General features: G+C 46.9%; 18 protein-coding genes. 11 read left to right on the top strand and 7 right to left on the bottom strand.

What is annotated here, in order from left to right:
* Nucleotides 1-64: 64 nt before the first annotated feature.
* The 6 genes from E2R66_RS19105 (at nt 65) to E2R66_RS19080 (ending at nt 6,478) form a co-directional block, all read left to right on the top strand.
* Nucleotides 65-2,461 (top strand): glycoside hydrolase family 3 N-terminal domain-containing protein, encoded by a 2,397-nt coding sequence (locus tag E2R66_RS19105; protein WP_133233548.1) that lies wholly within the window; start codon nt 65-67, stop codon nt 2,459-2,461.
* The gene (locus E2R66_RS19100) at nt 2,458-3,147 is read left to right on the top strand and encodes a DUF4288 domain-containing protein (RefSeq protein ID WP_133233546.1); all 690 of its coding nucleotides are present in this window, start codon (nt 2,458-2,460) and stop codon (nt 3,145-3,147) included. The genes E2R66_RS19105 and E2R66_RS19100 overlap by 4 nt, the downstream gene beginning before the upstream one ends.
* Nucleotides 3,148-3,286: 139 nt before the next feature.
* A complete protein-coding gene (locus tag E2R66_RS19095; RefSeq protein WP_133233544.1) occupies nt 3,287-3,682 on the top strand; it encodes a hypothetical protein in 396 nt (131 codons plus the stop codon).
* Between the two features lie 135 nt (nt 3,683-3,817).
* On the top strand, nt 3,818-4,963 hold the full coding sequence (locus E2R66_RS19090; RefSeq protein ID WP_133233542.1) for a carboxypeptidase-like regulatory domain-containing protein: 1,146 nt from the start codon (nt 3,818-3,820) through the stop codon (nt 4,961-4,963).
* A gap of 138 nt (nt 4,964-5,101) precedes the next feature.
* Nucleotides 5,102-5,563 carry a GNAT family N-acetyltransferase gene (locus E2R66_RS19085; protein ID WP_133233540.1) on the top strand — a complete coding sequence of 154 codons (462 nt, stop codon included), beginning with the start codon at nt 5,102-5,104 and terminating at the stop codon, nt 5,561-5,563.
* A gap of 294 nt (nt 5,564-5,857) precedes the next feature.
* Nucleotides 5,858-6,478, top strand: a complete 621-nt coding sequence (locus E2R66_RS19080; protein ID WP_133233538.1) for a pyridoxamine 5'-phosphate oxidase family protein — start codon at nt 5,858-5,860, stop codon at nt 6,476-6,478.
* 28 nt (nt 6,479-6,506) lie between these two features.
* Here E2R66_RS19080 and E2R66_RS19075 read toward each other — a convergent pair whose 3' ends face one another.
* Nucleotides 6,507-6,968: a hypothetical protein gene (locus tag E2R66_RS19075; RefSeq protein WP_133233536.1), complete on the bottom strand. Its 462-nt coding sequence runs from the start codon at nt 6,966-6,968 to the stop codon at nt 6,507-6,509.
* Between the two features lie 186 nt (nt 6,969-7,154).
* Between E2R66_RS19075 and E2R66_RS19070 the strand changes: the two genes are divergently transcribed.
* Nucleotides 7,155-8,357, top strand: a complete 1,203-nt coding sequence (locus E2R66_RS19070; protein WP_133233534.1) for an ROK family protein — start codon at nt 7,155-7,157, stop codon at nt 8,355-8,357.
* Nucleotides 8,358-8,432: 75 nt separating this feature from the next.
* Here the strand turns inward: E2R66_RS19070 and E2R66_RS19065 are convergent, their stop codons facing one another.
* The 3 genes from E2R66_RS19065 to E2R66_RS28425 are packed head-to-tail and all read right to left on the bottom strand — an operon-like array spanning nt 8,433 to nt 10,003.
* Complete coding sequence (locus E2R66_RS19065; protein ID WP_204985960.1) at nt 8,433-9,095, bottom strand: MBL fold metallo-hydrolase; 663 nt, start codon at nt 9,093-9,095, stop codon at nt 8,433-8,435.
* 47 nt (nt 9,096-9,142) lie between these two features.
* Nucleotides 9,143-9,790, bottom strand: coding sequence for an HAD family hydrolase (locus E2R66_RS19060; RefSeq protein ID WP_133233532.1), 648 nt, complete (start codon nt 9,788-9,790; stop codon nt 9,143-9,145).
* 60 nt (nt 9,791-9,850) lie between these two features.
* Entirely contained in the window at nt 9,851-10,003 is a 153-nt protein-coding gene (locus tag E2R66_RS28425) for a hypothetical protein (RefSeq protein ID WP_158288450.1), read from the bottom strand.
* A gap of 207 nt (nt 10,004-10,210) precedes the next feature.
* On the opposite strand from E2R66_RS28425, the gene E2R66_RS28420 reads away from it, so the two are divergent.
* From E2R66_RS28420 to E2R66_RS19050, 3 genes are all read left to right on the top strand, one after another.
* A complete protein-coding gene (locus E2R66_RS28420; RefSeq protein WP_158288449.1) occupies nt 10,211-10,372 on the top strand; it encodes a hypothetical protein in 162 nt (53 codons plus the stop codon).
* Nucleotides 10,373-10,906, top strand: a complete 534-nt coding sequence (locus E2R66_RS19055) for a hypothetical protein (protein ID WP_133233530.1) — start codon at nt 10,373-10,375, stop codon at nt 10,904-10,906.
* 126 nt (nt 10,907-11,032) lie between these two features.
* Complete coding sequence (locus tag E2R66_RS19050) at nt 11,033-12,043, top strand: ABC transporter ATP-binding protein (RefSeq protein WP_133233528.1); 1,011 nt, start codon at nt 11,033-11,035, stop codon at nt 12,041-12,043.
* Between the two features lie 69 nt (nt 12,044-12,112).
* Here the strand turns inward: E2R66_RS19050 and E2R66_RS19045 are convergent, their stop codons facing one another.
* Complete coding sequence (locus E2R66_RS19045) at nt 12,113-12,322, bottom strand: hypothetical protein (RefSeq protein ID WP_133233526.1); 210 nt, start codon at nt 12,320-12,322, stop codon at nt 12,113-12,115.
* Between the two features lie 201 nt (nt 12,323-12,523).
* Complete coding sequence (locus E2R66_RS19040) at nt 12,524-13,789, bottom strand: metallophosphoesterase (RefSeq protein WP_133233524.1); 1,266 nt, start codon at nt 13,787-13,789, stop codon at nt 12,524-12,526.
* Between the two features lie 113 nt (nt 13,790-13,902).
* Here E2R66_RS19040 and E2R66_RS19035 point away from each other — a divergent pair, with 113 nt between their 5' ends.
* On the top strand, nt 13,903-14,751 hold the full coding sequence (locus E2R66_RS19035; protein WP_133233522.1) for a glycoside hydrolase family 16 protein: 849 nt from the start codon (nt 13,903-13,905) through the stop codon (nt 14,749-14,751).
* Between the two features lie 66 nt (nt 14,752-14,817).
* Here the strand turns inward: E2R66_RS19035 and E2R66_RS19030 are convergent, their stop codons facing one another.
* Entirely contained in the window at nt 14,818-15,102 is a 285-nt protein-coding gene (locus E2R66_RS19030; RefSeq protein WP_133233520.1) for a hypothetical protein, read from the bottom strand.
* Nucleotides 15,103-15,118: the final 16 nt, after the last annotated feature.

Genomic DNA, 15,118 nt, shown 5'->3' with positions numbered 1-15,118 from the left:
GATTCAGACAGCAGCCAACCCGAATTCTTCTATATTTGAGTTGTAAACCATACATCTCTCATTCATGAAAAAACCGCTACTGCTACTGCCGGTCCTACTGCTATCGTTCTCCGCATCGGCTCAAACAAAAAATATATACCATAAGGGTTGGGTAGATTTTAACAAGAACGGCAAGATGGACGTTTTTGAGGACCCCGCGCAAACCATAGACAAACGCGTGGCCGACCTGCTAAGCCAGATGACCGTGGAAGAAAAAACCTGCCAGATGGCCACGCTGTATGGCTACAAACGGGTGCTGAAAGACGAGATGCCGGTAGACCGTTGGAAAACCGAGATATGGAAAGACGGCATTGCCAATATTGATGAAGAACTGAATAACCTCACCTCGCATACCGACGATGCGCCTACCCAATACTCTTACCCCTTTAGTAAACACGCTACCGCTATAAATACCATTCAACGTTGGTTTGTAGAAGAAACGCGCATGGGTATCCCGGTAGATTTTACCAACGAGGGTATCCACGGGCTTAACCATGATAGGGCTACGCCACTGCCTGCGCCCATATCCATCGGCAGCACCTGGGATAAACCTCTCGTGCGCATGGCCGGGCAAACCGTTGGCCGCGAAGCCAAAGCCCTGGGCTATACCAATGTGTACGCCCCGATTTTAGACCCCGCGCGCGACCAACGCTGGGGACGCGTAGTGGAGTGCTATGGCGAGAGCCCTTTTCTGATCGCCGAGCTGGGCAAGCAAATGGTGCTGGGCATACAGGAGCAAGGCGTAGCATCAACCTTAAAACACTATGCCGTTTACAGCGTGCCCAAAGGTGGCCGCGATGGCAGCGCCCGTACCGACCCGCATGTGGCGCCGCGCGAGATGCACCAGCTTTACCTTTACCCCTTCCGCAGGGTGATACAGGAGGCGCACCCCATGGGTGTAATGAGTAGTTATAACGATTGGGATGGCGTGCCCATAACCGGTAGTTATTACTTTTTAACCGAGCTGCTACGCGAGCAGTTCGGCTTTCAGGGTTATGTGGTGAGCGATAGCGAGGCGGTGGAGTTCCTGTATTCCAAACACCATGTTGCAGCTGATTATAAGGAGGCCGTGCGGCAGGCGGTAGAGGCGGGCCTTAACGTGCGCACCAACTTTACCATGCCGCAAACTTTTATCCTCCCGCTGCGCGAGCTGATTAAAGAGAACAAGATATCCATGAAAGTGATCGATAGCCGCGTGGCCGATGTGCTACGGGTGAAATTCAGGCTTGGGCTGTTCGATAGTCCCTACGTGAAAGACCCTGCCGCAGCCGATAAGGTGGTGCATACACCCACCGATGCGGCCATGAGCCTGCAGATGAACCGCGAGAGCATGGTGCTGTTGAAAAACGCGGGCAACCTGCTGCCGCTGGATAAAAGCAAGCTGAAGAATATACTGGTTACCGGTCCGCTGGCAATAGAGACCAATTATGCCATCAGCAGGTACGGCCCATCACACAACCCTGTTACCACCGTTTTAGATGGGATAAGGAACTACGTTGGTTCTGGCGTAAAAGTAAACTACGCCAAAGGCTGCGATATGATAGATGCCACCTGGCCCGAAAGCGAAATCATCGAAACGCCTTTGACTGCAACGGAACAGGCAGGTATCGATTCAGCAGTGGCGCAGGCACGGCTTTCTGATGTGGTGATAGCCGTAGTTGGCGAGGATGTGGACAGGGTAGGCGAGAGTCTCTCGCGCACGGGGCTAAACCTGCCGGGCCGCCAACTGAAGCTGATACAGGCTTTGCAGGCAACCGGTAAGCCGGTGGTGATGGTGATGATAAACGGGCAGCCGCTCACCATTAATTGGGAAAATAAGTATGTGCCGGCCATTTTAGAGGCCTGGTTCCCCAGCGTGCAAAGCGGGCAGGTAATTGCCGAAACGCTTTTTGGCGATAACAACCCCGGCGGTAAGCTTAGTATCACCTTCCCAAAAACAACGGGCCAGATAGAGTTCAACTTCCCCTTTAAGCCAAACGCCAATGCCGGGCAGGGCGGCCCAAACAGCTGGGGCAAAACCAGTGTGAACGGCGCGCTTTATCCCTTTGGATATGGCCTGAGCTATACCACCTTTGCGTATAGCAACCTGGTGGTAACGCCCGATAAACAGCATTCGCAGGGCGATTTCAGCGTATCGGTAGATATTACCAACACCGGCAGCCGCAAAGGCGATGAAGTGGTGCAGCTGTACCTGAAAGATAACGTGAGCAGCGTAACCACCTACGAGTTCGACCTGCGGGGCTTCGAGCGAATAACCCTGGCTCCGGGCGAAAAAAAGACCGTGCAGTTCACCCTCCACCCGGACGACCTCGCCCTGCTGGATAAAAACATGAACTGGACGGTAGAGCCGGGCACCTTTACCGTGATGATAGGCGCATCGTCGGAAGATATTAAATTGAAGAAAGAGTTTGTGGTGGAATGATGAAGAAGTTATTCAATAAAAAAGAATGGATATTAGACGAGGGGGTATCTGTAAAAGGGCTCCTGGCCGATATTACTGTGGGAGTAAAGTATCCGGAGTACGAACAATTCCTGTCGTTTAAACCCCAAGAGCGGATTAAGCAAATCGACAAATTCCATAAGGAAGGCCTTAAAAAGCTCGTCGACCTGAAATTATTTGATGAATACACCGTAGATGAAACAAAAAAACGCCCTCGTTGGATAAAAACTAAGGTGCCGTTAAGAGTAGCGGAGGTATTAAATAAGTTGGATTTTGTAACCGTACATATCAAATCTATTGATAAGGCCACAAAAATTAAAAAGGAGGAAGCAATTCGGGATAGGTTTTTTTGTGTGAAGATGACCGTGGTGATTCGCTACGAAGGCCTCAAGGTAAAAAAGGAGGATATTGAAAAAAGATTTGTATTGGTAAAAGCATCTTCTTTTGAAAACGCGTATGAGATTTTAGAAAAGAGTAAACATGATTATGCGTCGCCCTATTTAAACTCCGATGGTAGGCTGGTGAAATGGGAGATTGAAAGCTTTGATGATTGTTTTGAGACAGATATTTTTAACGCTGCCGATTTTAACAACCCGGAAGGGGTAGAGGTTTATTCGATATTGAAGAAAAGGAAAGCAAAAAATGCAGTAGTTTGGGATGGGAAGTAACACTATATAAAAAAACATCATACGGCCTGGCACCTTAACCCGATCATCCATGAAATAATTTTTCGCGCTTACACTCTTAATAACCATTTGTGCAAGCTGCCCCCAAACCGCTAAACCACCAGCTGCAAAACACCGGCATGTGAAATCGAAATCTACAAAAAAAGCTACTCCTGAAAGAGGCGATACGCTGCTAATAAGTACCACATCGGCTGTGAGGGTAGATCTGGATACGATACAGTTAGATCACCTTCGGAAGAAATACGGAGATGAAGGCTTTTATGTAGGCGCAGATGACGATGTGTTTTATGCCTATGGCACTGATTCGGTGTTGAAAGCGAATAACCTCCCTGAGGTATCCGCACCGGGAGATAGGTATAAATATTTGAAATTCCTGCGAAGCAATGGGAAGGCAACCATAGTGAAAATTGATACGCTTTCGCGGCCTATTAATTACTTTTTCCTCAAGCCATCGGCAGCGCCATACCAACCGGATATAACCGACCCTGAAGGGGAATATAAAGCTTTTTTTGAATGATTTACGCAGTCGATAATGTTTTCCCATCCTCGCAGTGTCTCTTTGAAAAGTACGCTGCGGCTTTTTTTAACTTCTGTTTTTTTGTATTTTAACAAAGTATTTTAAGTCACCCCGAAAACCTAAGCATAAATATAGATGTCAAAAATAGCGCCCTCTGCATCAAGCCTAAAAGCAATCCTACTATTAATATTGTTGGTGTTTTCCTGTACGCTTGCCAACGCCCAGCACATCTATTCTATAACGGGTAATGTGAAGGACGACGGCGGCAACCTGCCCGGTGCAACGGTTTATATTACCGGCACTAAATTAATTACCGCTTGCAACGCAACTGGCGATTTCTTGTTCGCTAATTTGGTGCCCGGTACTTATGGGGTGGTGGTACAAATGGTGGGTTATAAACCGCTGGCAAAATCGGTTACGGTTAACGGGCAGTCGGTGAAAGTTGATTTTAAGTTAGAAACAGTAACTAACAGCTTGCAGCAAGTGGTGATACATGCCGAAACCAATTGGGAAGAGCATTACCGGATATTCCAAAAACGCTTTTTAGGCACCACATCCAACGCATCTGATTGCAAGATCATCAACCCCAAAATACTCCATTTCCATTTCGATAAGGAAACAAGCGTACTGAGCGGCAGCGCAGAAGAATTTTTAATTATAGAGAATCAGGCATTGGGTTACCGGATAAAATACCTGCTCACCAATTTTGAGTATAACGAGCAAACGAGCATTTTAAAGTACCAGGGCTATCCCTCGTTTGAGGAGATGCAGCCAAAGACCGACCGCGTGGCCCAAGCCTGGCAACGCAACCGCGACAAAGCATACAAAGGCTCTGTGATCCATTTTTTGCGGGCGATATACAACGGCAACGTTTATACCAGCGGCTACGAAATTTTTAAGGTGTTGAACAAACCCCTGCCCGGCGAGGAACCCGACCCGAAGAAACCCATCTTCTTCGACAGGCGGCCCGTGCTATGCGATTCGCTGGTGAAGGTGGTAGATGCCGATTTTAAGGAACTCAGCTTTAAAGATTGCCTTTTTGTGCTCAACTACCGCGAACAGGATGCCTCGGAACTGGCTGCCAGCGGTTATAAAATAGACAAACCGGTGGGTGGCCGGCTGCCTAATGGACAGATATCGGTAGTGCGCCTGCTCGACCCCAGTGTGACCATAGATGCCAACGGCAACTACAGTGACCCTGGCGGCTTGTTATTTGAGGGTTACATGGCCTGGGAGCAGGTGGCCGATATGCTACCGCTGGAATATGGCAAAGCGGAGTAAGGGTCATTGGGTTAAGCAGTTTTTAATCCGCGAAATTCAATCAATATCGATGAAAAAAAATCAGTGAAATCATCATCAAATCGGTGAAATCAAACTATAATCGGTGCAATCACAAGCAATATCGGTGTAATCAAAAAAATGGAAACTATCACCACACGGTTGGCTACATTAGCCGATATGCCCGCATTGCTGCAATTTGAGCAGGGCGTAATTACGGCCGAGCGCCCCTACGATTCAACCCTCAAACCCGATCCGGTAAACTATTACGATATTGAGCTGATGATTGCTGCCCCGCACATCCACCTGGTTGTGGCCGTACTAAACGGTGAGCCTATTGGCAGCGGCTACGCCCGGATACAAGAATCTAAACACTTCCTGAACCACCCGCAACACGCTTACCTTGGGTTTATGTACGTATTGCCGCAACACAGGGGCAAGGGCGTAAACAACCTGGTGATGCAGGCCCTTAAGGATTGGGCCGTAAGCCAGGGCATAACCGAATTGCAGCTGGAAGTGTATTACGACAACGCCCCTGCAATAAAAGCCTACGAGAAAAGCGGCTTCAGCAAAAGCATGATACAAATGCGTATGGGTTTGTAAATACGGCTATCACTATCATTAAATTAAGGAACCCCATGGGGGTTCAACGTCGGTAGCACAATAATGAGCCACGCAAAATCGTGCCGTCAGGTACGAAACTCGCGATGTTGCGTACCTAACGGCACGCTAAAATATCTGCTATTTGTTTTCTACCGACATTTTGCACCTATGGCGCAACCTCAATAAACCTTAACTTATTCACATTGATACGGCTATTGTAAATTTATCCGGTGCTTGGTTCGTATCGGGCTGATATGTAATACCTTTATACTACAGCGCTAATTAGAACCTATCATGAACTTTGCAAAATTCGCCTTTACCGATGGTATTAAAGCTTTACAGGAACAAAACGGCAGCCGCCAAAGCTATGCCCGCATGGAGGCGCTAACAGATACAGACGGTTTAACGGAATCAGAAATTGAGTTTATTGAAAGCCGCAATAGTTTTTATATGGCCAGCATTGGCGAAAACGGCTATCCCTATATACAGCACCGGGGCGGGCCAGTGGGTTTTATAAAAGTGATAAACGCAGGCACAATAGGCTTGGTTGATTACAGGGGGAATAAACAATTTATCTCCTTGGGTAATTTGCTTGTTCACCAGCAGGTGGCCCTGTTCCTGATGGATTATCCGCACAGAACACGCCTTAAAATTTACGCTGATGCCCGCATTGTAGATATGAAAGACGACCCCGCGCTGTTTAACTTATTAGACCCTGCCGATTACAAGCATACGCCCGAACGCATGTTTCTTTTTGATGTAAAGGCTTTCGATTGGAATTGCCCCCAGCATATTACCCCACGCTATACCGAAGAGGAAATTAAGCGGGCCTTCGCCCCGCAAAACGACTACGTATTGAAACTGGAATATGAGTTGGAGAATCTAAAAAAGCAGTTGGCGGATAAGAAATCCTGAGTATTGATAATTAACAGGTAAGCTCCCCTTATTGCTTCGTGAAAAATTGTGTGCGTTCATAATGCACACGGTAATTTTTACCATCGATGCTGTAAGGCGAATCACTTATGACCAGGCCCTTCATTTGCAGGTCGGGATCGTGTAGGGCCGTTATCTCATATTCCGTGGGCGCAAAGCCTACTATTTGCGTGCTCAGGTACGTGCGGTTGCCTTCCGTCCGTAGGGTGTAAGCGTGTTTCAGCGTTACGCCATACTCGGTATCGTACGATGTTACCGAGCCCGCGCCGTCAAAAGTAAGCTTAGTTTCCAGGCCATGCAGGTAGCTTACCCGTGTAAGTTCGGCACCGGTTGCGTTGTCAAATATCACATCGGTGGTCAGGTTGGCTTTCCACTCGCCTTTCAGCAAAGCATCAGCCCCGGGGGCGCTATCTTCTTTTTTGCAGGATGTTAAAAAGCCAGCGAATATTAAAACCAGTAGTATCTTATTCATCGTCAGTAGTTTATTGGGCGTATATTGGTGTAGTAAATATACTGGTATTTAATTACAGCGTATAGTTATTAAAAAAACAAGGGGGTATGTATAGCTAAAATGAATATGTTGTACTTTGACGCATTATTTTTATTTTTATCGGATTGAATTTTGCACTTATCTTAAAAACTGTACCGAACATACTGAATGGAAATAAAAAGTAACGGCATTAAAGGCAGCTGGTTGAAAAATATGATCATTAAGCGCCTGTATTTCGATAATGCGATGTCGTGCGCGGGGCTTAGCCAGCTTTTTGATAAAAGCATCCCCTCTATAACAAAGGCCATCAACGAGCTTATAAAAGAAGGTTTTGTGGTAGAGGAAGGGTACGCGCCATCAAGTGGAGGCCGCCGCCCGTTGATGTACGCCATCAATGCCAAAGCCATGTATATTTTGGCTGTAGCCATGGACCAGCTTACCGCCCGCCTGCAGTTGATAGATCTGCAAAACAACCCCGTTGCGGCAATGGTTACCGTTGATATAAAATTGCACAATAACGACGAGGCACTGCCTACGCTGATAAAAAGCCTGAACGATTATGTAACCGCAAGCGGTATTCCTAAGAGCAAGATAGCTGGCATTGGCATAGGCATGCCGGGTTTCATCAACGCGGTTGAGGGTATCAACTACACTTATATGGATGCGGGGGGACAAAGCCTGAGCGATCATATCAGCCAGCACACCGGCATTACCACTTATATAGATAACGATAGCAGTTTGATTGCCCTTGCCGAGCAAAAGTTTGGCATAGCCAAATTTCAGCAGGAAGTAATGGTGATAAACCTGGGCTGGGGTATAGGTTTGGGAATGATCATAGATGGCAAGATATTCCGCGGATCTAACGGGTTTGCAGGCGAGTTGAGCCATATCCCCTTATCAGACGATGGTGCGCTTTGCACCTGTGGCAAGCGTGGCTGCCTGGAGGCCGAAGCCAGCATGCTGGTAGTAGCCGAGAAAGCCGAGGAAGGTATTAAAGAGGGCCGTGTAACGAGCTTGAAAACCATGGACGGTAACTTTAAACTGATGGGTGACTCGTTAATGGATGCCGCCAACCAGGGTGACCAGTTTGCGCTGGAACTGTTATCAGATGCGGGCTATAAAATAGGCAAAGCACTGGCTATCCTCATACATATCATGAACCCCGCTAACATCGTATTAAGTGGCCGTGGTGCAAAAGTGGGCAAGATATTGCTGGCGCCTATACAGCAGGCCCTGCATAAGTATTGTATCCCACGCCTGGCTTCGGGTACAGAGCTGTTGATTTCGGCCCTTGGCTTCGATGCCGAGCTGATAGGCGCGGCGGTGCTGGTGATGGAGAATTTTGATAAGGAAGTGAAGGTTAGGGGTTAGTTAATTAGAGGCTAGAGCTCAGAGGTTGGTTAGTTCTGTGCCTTTAATTTTTTTCTGCTCTCCGGCCACCAATCTCTAAACAGTAATGGAATCGCCGGGTTCATATATCTCAATAAACTCTATTCCCGTTTTGGCAAAATGCCTGGCGTAGTTCTGGAAACGCGATTTCACAAAGAATGGCTTTGCGAAGCCATCGTGCACGGGCAGGATTTTTTTTGGCTTTAATTTATCGCCAAAACCCGCTATGCGTAGCTCGTTGGCAAAGGGGGCCATGGTTACCAATAGCAAAAGTTCAATTCCCTGGTATTCAGTCAGCTTATCCTCCATAGAATCTACGGGGTGCAGTACCTTATCATTGATGATGAAGCCCGTCATCTGCGGTATTGGGCTATCCAGCAACGGCTCGTGCCGTACAGGGATGGCTTGTAGCTTAAATGGCCCGACAGTATAAATACCTTCTTCAATTAACGAATAATGCAGGCCGGCTTTTTGTATGGCAGTGCCCACCTCCATGTTGGTATAGATGGTAGCATGGCTTAAACTCACAATTTGCTTCAGGTTATCGATATCCAGGTGGTCGGGATGTATGTGGGTGACGACGATACTATCTACTTCGGCAAACATTTCGGGCGTTACGCTGCCATCGGCAAATGTAAAATTCCCCGGGTCGAACAGAAGTTTATGTCCCTCCAGCTCAAATAAAAGGCACGAATGGATGTATTTGGATATCTTCATCATCAACTGCTATTTACCCATAGAACCCATCTCCACAAAAAAGGTTTGGCCTAAAGTATTTCCTTCAACGCTTCAAAACTATCAATGGTGGCCACCTGCCCGCTTTCTACCACGCCGAAGCCGTAAGATGCGAATATGAATGGCACGCCAGCTTTGGTGGCTGCATCGTAATCGCCCATGGTATCGCCTATGTACACTGGTGATACCAGGCTATTATCCTCAACGATATCACGTATGTTATCGGCTTTGGGGTTGCCCTTGGTACCGTAGCATTGGTGCGCCAAAAAATGATGGTGCATGTTGTTCAAATCTAAAAACAATTCGATGTAGCCGTTTTGGCAATTGCTTACGATATACAGATTGTAACGTCGGCCCAGGTATTCCAGCGTTTCGGCCAGTTTTGGGTACAGGGTGCCGCCTTGTTTGTGCAGTATCTCCAGTTCGCTTACCGAGCATAGCTTTTGCACCTCAGCACGCTGCGCAGCATCCAGTGTGGGGAATAGCTTCTCGAATATCTTATCGTAAGTCATCCCCGTGATAGAGCGTACGCGTTCTCGGGTCATTACCTCGTGGCTCATGTAAGGCACCTGGTTAAGGGCGGCTTGCCATGCCCGGGCAATGGTTTCGGTACTATCCCAAAGGGTACCGTCGAGGTCGAAGATAATGCTGTCGTATTTGCCTTTAAGTGTGCTATCCATTTCTGCGTTTTGTGTCGCAAAAATAGCAGATTATTTTTAGCCAGAGCTTTTTGCCCGCCATTAATATAACGGGAATTGGCCGAATGCCAACATGGATGCGATGGACGGAACAGCCATCAGTAAAAACACGTGGGCTAATTGTACGGTATCGGCATCACCTTTAACAAATACGCGGTAAAGGTCGTTTTTTATGGTTGATAGGGTAGTTTTCATGGCAGTACTAATTAATATTCTTTGTTGTGTTTCTGCATAATTCGACGGGGATTATAGGGGAAGGTTTAATGTGGGAGGTGGTTTACGGTGTGCAGTGAGCTGGATATTTGAACCTGGATTTATGTAATTAGCTTTGAGTAGGTTATGGCTGGTTTAAACTTTAACAAACATTTTATAAATTTGTATAGATTTAATCGACAATAGAAAATGGGCAATAAACCTATGCTTGCAAACAACGCGGTAGCTGCCAATGCGAAGAGCGTTGAAATTAAGTTGGATAAGAAAAAATTCAAAGCCAATTTTGCGAAGGTAACTATTGAAGAAATCAACGCTAGCCGACCGTCTGTTTATAAATATTTACTTCCGTAATTGTTCAATTCGTATTACCCTTTTCACCAGATACGGCTGGTTAAGCCGCTTGCTAACAAGTATCTAAAGGAAATTATTACTTATAACTTCAGGTCAGAAAAAAATTATTATTTGGTTGAAGTGGAGCGTTATGCTTTGGATATTTACGTCGTGAAGTTTTACTTGAAAAAGCATAAGCAAAGCCCTTACAAATACAACATACTAACCAACGAGCATAAAGGGTCGAGAGTAATTAACACATGCGTGCAAATTATGCTTTCGATTTACCATAAAAACGAATTGCCAAGTTTCGGATTCGTCGGAGCGAATACCATTAACAAAGAAAGCGGATTTGAAGAACCTAAAGCGCAAACAAAAAGATTCATAATTTACCGTAGGGTAATGTATGCGCTGCTGGGCACCAAAACCTTTACACATTATTACGATGCTTTAAACAGCACGTATTTAATGGTTAACAATAAATCGGAGTCGGTCCACCAAAAATTCATACGTGCCAAAGATATGTTTGAAGAACTATTCCCAATTATATCCTAATGGTATGGCCTCATTCAAATTGGTGCTTTGAAGAAAGCGAACGGTGCTTCTCTTTTCAACTTTTTTTTGGCCGATAAATTTTTATAGGTTAGGTTTGAAAGAATTGAAAAATCCCTGCAGATATTTATGAGCGCCGAACTGATACTGGAAACCATATCCATAACCAAGAATTTTTTTGGCGATAAATCTACCGGGGTAAACAACATCACCATTTTTATCCCTAAAGGGAAGATAACAGCTATAGTGGGCGAAAGCGGTAGCGGTAAAACTACATTACTTAAGCTGCTTAGCGGGAACATCAAGCCCGATTCTGGCGATGTGTTCTTCCATTCGCAGGCTTTGCCCTTGCGCAGCAATGGCCTCACCGCCCAGCACGCAGCCATTACCATGGTGAGCCAGGATAACCGCGACATGGATATGGGTGCGTCGATTTGGGAGAACGTTTGCGCGGGCCTGCCTACCGGCGATATAAACTACCAGGTGCAGAAAACCACCCAGGCCCTTAATTTATTGGGCATATACGGCTTAAAAGAACAGGCCTTCGGCAAGTTGAGCGGTGGCGAAAAGCAGCGCGTTACCATTGCCAAAGCCCTGATAAACCGCCCCGAAGTGCTGATGCTCGATGAGCCTTTTAACCAGGTGGATGCCAATTACCGCGATGATTTGCAACACGATATCCGCCAGATTGTAAAAGAATGGGGCGTAACCGTAATACTGGTATCGCACGACCCGGCCGAGCTGCTAAGCATGGCCGATGAACTTATTGTAATAAAAGAGGGTGAGATAGTTGAGCAAGGATCGCCCGAAAAGCTTTACCACTCGCCTAAGCTTTTATACACCGCCAAAATACTGGTGAACTGCAGCGAACTTACCGCAGCCCAGGCGGCGGTTTGCGGGATAAAATCTAAACGCGGAACGGTGGTTATTTATGCCGAGCATATTGCCATCGGCGGTATCGGCACAAAAAAATGGACGGTAAAGCAGGTGCTGTTCAAGGGCTTTTACGAAGAGTTGGTGATAGAGCGCGACGAGGTATCCTTACGCGTTATCAATTACAACCGCGCTAAATACAAACCCGGAAGCAAACTGGGTATTAAAATAGAGAAGTACTACGAGTTTGGGAAGTGGCTTAGTTAGAGTCCATAGTCGATAGCAAAAAAGATCATCTGATAAATCCGAAATCGAAAATCCGAACTCCGAAATCACTTATATTTTAATTATCCTTCCGTCTTTTTTATTCTTTGGTTTATCAGCCTCCGGCTTGGGGATATTACGCACGATGGTAACCAGCGCCGCGCCGATAACCGATATAGCCTTTACGCCGAAGTGCAGGAACGGCTTCATTACTTCCAATGCGTTATGGTTGTTGCTATGGGTGGGCTGGCTCTTGCCGGTACCTATTTTCTTCTTTTCCATAAAGAAATAAGGGTCGGCATGGTGATTTTGTTTGAGCCAATTAACTAATTTGTCATTGCGAGGCGGCCTGTGGGAAGCCTGCGCGACGAAGCAATCTCGTCACTGCGTTACAGTTCGCAGGTGAGGAGATTGCTTCGCCGCTCCTTTCCCTGCACTACCCTGGCTCGCAACGACATAGTTTTTCAGGCTTGTCATCACCTGCTAAGCCGAAATCTTCCTCTTCAACGTTATCACCGTAACCTCCGGCCAAATCCCCAGCCTGCCCGAGAACGCCAAAAAGCCAAAGCCCCTGTTTACATATAAGTAACGGTTTTTATGGTTGATTAGGCCGGCCCAATCCAGGTATCGGTATTTTACAGGGCTCCATCTGATGCCCGCGGTTTCTATGCCGAACTGCGCGCCATGTGTATGCCCTGATAAGGTGAGGTGGATATCGGTAGGGTGATAGCGCACTTTTTCTTCCCAGTGGGTAGGGTCGTGGGAGAGGAGTATCTTGAACGTATCTTGAGCAACGCCGTGCAAGGCTTTGTCGAGGTCGCCCAGTTGGATGAAGCCCTTGCCCCAGTTTTCTACGCCGATGAGGCTTATCTTTTGCCCGTTTTTTTCTATCTCCACGTTTTCGTTAAGGAGCAGGCGGTACCCCAGCTCGGCGTGGTGGCGCTTCAGCTTTTGCAGGTTGGCGGCTTTTTCTTCGGGACTATCCCAGGGGATATAATCACCATAATCATGATTCCCCAATATAGAGAACTGCCCGTAGGGGGCCTTTAGCTGGCCGAACCTATCGATATATTGTTCGATTTCCCAGGCGGCGTTGTTCACCAGATCGCCGGTAAACACAAACAGGTCAGATTTTTGGGCTTTCGCCAAATCAATCCCCCGCTGCATAGCTGTTACGTTATCAAAGCTCCCCGAATGAATATCCGATAGCTGGGTAATGGTGAAGCCATCGAAGGCCTCTGGTAATTCATCGTAATAAATGGTAGTGCGGTGTACCTTATAATCGTACTTGCCGCGTATCATGGCATAAAGGAACCCGCTGAAAGGTATGGCGGCCAATATCAAACCCACCTGTACAATAAACTTGCGCTGCTCAGGGAAAAAGGGCTGCTCTTTGGGTTTATCGTGCAGGATATTATCGCTTATGCCGTATAAGAAACGGCCCAGATCGCCCAGAGAAATTGCGATGATGAAAACCAGTTTGGTAACAAAAAAAGTTAGCAGCAGGCTCAGCGTCCACTCGTGGTAGGGTGTCATTCCGCGCGAAGTGCTGTAACTACCGAATCCCGCCATAAAAACCACCGTTACGCCTACGGAGATAACTGCATAGCCCCAAAGCACAATCAATCGCCGGGGCCTCGATGGCCATTTTGCCGTGAGCGTACGCAGGCCGATAATCACGTACCAATCCATCAGCAGCGTGAGGGCCGCAATTATCAGAAATACATTTAAAAAGCCGCCTTTATGCATGGTAGTAACAGGTAAGTGCGCAAGATAAACAAGCTAAGGGAAATAGGGCGTAAAAAATGAGGGGCTATTGCGCTAAATAACTATTTTTAAAGCCTCAACTAAAATTTCTCTCAATGATCTCACGTACGCTCACCATCGCTGTTTTATTACTCGCTTCCACCGCTGCCATTGCGCAGCAAACCCAAAAAGACACCCTCTTTTTTGAAGATTTTAATGCCAAAACCCTCAACCGCAGCAAATGGAATGTGGAAGTTACGGGTAACACCGTAAACGAAGAGCAGCAAGCCTATGTCGATTCGGTCGGTACCATCTATATGATTAACGGCAAAGCTGAAGGCGCAAAAAGCGGTGCATTGATTTTAAAGGCCGTTTACAAACCTGGCCATACCAGTAAAGAGCATAATAAATACGATTTCGTTTCAGGCCGGATAAACACCCGCGACAAGATGATGTTTACCTATGGTACTTTTTCTGCCCGGATGAAGATACCCGCAGGCGGCGGCTTATGGCCGGCATTTTGGCTATTAGGTAGTGGAGAATGGCCTGAGTGCGGCGAAGTTGATATTATGGAAACTGTTGGCGACGGCAGCTGGACCAGCAACGCCCTGCACGGGCCGGGTTATTTTGGTAACACACCACTGGTACACCGTAACCCTTTCCCTAAAGGTATAGACGTTACGCAATGGCACGTGTACACGGTTGATTGGACCGCCAAGAGCCTAACTTTTAAGGTAGATGGCAAGGTAACCTATACCATAACGAAAGCTATGGTAGAAAAATATGGCCGATGGGTGTTTGATACGCCTAAATTCATCATCCTCAATTTTGCACTGGGCGGCGGCTTCCCACACTCGGTAAATAAAGCCGACAAACCCTACTTCGGCATAACACAATCTACGGTAGACAAAATAAAAGCCGGGGATGCTAAAGTATTGGTAGATTGGGTGCTGGTAACCAAATAAAATCAAATGGCCCTGAGGATTAACCACAGGGCCATTTGCCTTATAAGAGGAAAAGGTGTTAAGCTATTAATAACGCCTAACTACAACGCGTTTGTAAGGGCGGTGATAGGCAACTGCCCTGCGGTACACAGGGCGTTCTACCACTACAGTGCGGCGGTAATTTCTGTGGTAAACAGGGCGTGTAGCTACCACCGTGCGGCGGTAGTGGGTACGGTATGCCGGCCTTTCTACTAAAACAGTACGGGTGTGTACGGGTGCGCCCACACGGGCGCTAACTACTACTTGTGCTTTAGCGCCTTCAAAGGCGAACAGGGCTACTATGGCTATGGCTAATACTTTTAAATATTTCATGATCGGTGTTATTTTA

The sequence above is a fragment of the Mucilaginibacter psychrotolerans genome (assembly GCF_004519315.1).
Classification (GTDB): Bacteria; Bacteroidota; Bacteroidia; order Sphingobacteriales; family Sphingobacteriaceae; genus Mucilaginibacter; species Mucilaginibacter psychrotolerans.
Note: the sequence above shows the minus strand (reverse complement) of the source record. Positions and strands in the feature narration are given on the sequence as shown.

What these genes read in the sequence shown, in the direction of transcription:
- E2R66_RS19105 (WP_133233548.1), top strand. Translation starts at nt 65, where the DNA reads ATGAAAAAACCGCTACTGCTACTGCCGGTCCTACTGCTATCGTTCTCC.
- E2R66_RS19100 (WP_133233546.1), top strand. Translation starts at nt 2,458, where the DNA reads ATGATGAAGAAGTTATTCAATAAAAAAGAATGGATATTAGACGAGGGG.
- E2R66_RS19090 (WP_133233542.1), top strand. Translation starts at nt 3,818, where the DNA reads ATGTCAAAAATAGCGCCCTCTGCATCAAGCCTAAAAGCAATCCTACTA.
- E2R66_RS19085 (WP_133233540.1), top strand. Translation starts at nt 5,102, where the DNA reads ATGGAAACTATCACCACACGGTTGGCTACATTAGCCGATATGCCCGCA.
- E2R66_RS19080 (WP_133233538.1), top strand. Translation starts at nt 5,858, where the DNA reads ATGAACTTTGCAAAATTCGCCTTTACCGATGGTATTAAAGCTTTACAG.
- E2R66_RS19075 (WP_133233536.1), bottom strand. Translation starts at nt 6,968, where the DNA reads ATGAATAAGATACTACTGGTTTTAATATTCGCTGGCTTTTTAACATCC.
- E2R66_RS19070 (WP_133233534.1), top strand. Translation starts at nt 7,155, where the DNA reads ATGGAAATAAAAAGTAACGGCATTAAAGGCAGCTGGTTGAAAAATATG.
- E2R66_RS19065 (WP_204985960.1), bottom strand. Translation starts at nt 9,095, where the DNA reads ATGATGAAGATATCCAAATACATCCATTCGTGCCTTTTATTTGAGCTG.
- E2R66_RS19060 (WP_133233532.1), bottom strand. Translation starts at nt 9,790, where the DNA reads ATGGATAGCACACTTAAAGGCAAATACGACAGCATTATCTTCGACCTC.
- E2R66_RS28425 (WP_158288450.1), bottom strand. Translation starts at nt 10,003, where the DNA reads ATGAAAACTACCCTATCAACCATAAAAAACGACCTTTACCGCGTATTT.
- E2R66_RS28420 (WP_158288449.1), top strand. Translation starts at nt 10,211, where the DNA reads ATGGGCAATAAACCTATGCTTGCAAACAACGCGGTAGCTGCCAATGCG.
- E2R66_RS19050 (WP_133233528.1), top strand. Translation starts at nt 11,033, where the DNA reads ATGAGCGCCGAACTGATACTGGAAACCATATCCATAACCAAGAATTTT.
- E2R66_RS19045 (WP_133233526.1), bottom strand. Translation starts at nt 12,322, where the DNA reads ATGGAAAAGAAGAAAATAGGTACCGGCAAGAGCCAGCCCACCCATAGC.
- E2R66_RS19040 (WP_133233524.1), bottom strand. Translation starts at nt 13,789, where the DNA reads ATGCATAAAGGCGGCTTTTTAAATGTATTTCTGATAATTGCGGCCCTC.
- E2R66_RS19035 (WP_133233522.1), top strand. Translation starts at nt 13,903, where the DNA reads ATGATCTCACGTACGCTCACCATCGCTGTTTTATTACTCGCTTCCACC.
- E2R66_RS19030 (WP_133233520.1), bottom strand. Translation starts at nt 15,102, where the DNA reads ATGAAATATTTAAAAGTATTAGCCATAGCCATAGTAGCCCTGTTCGCC.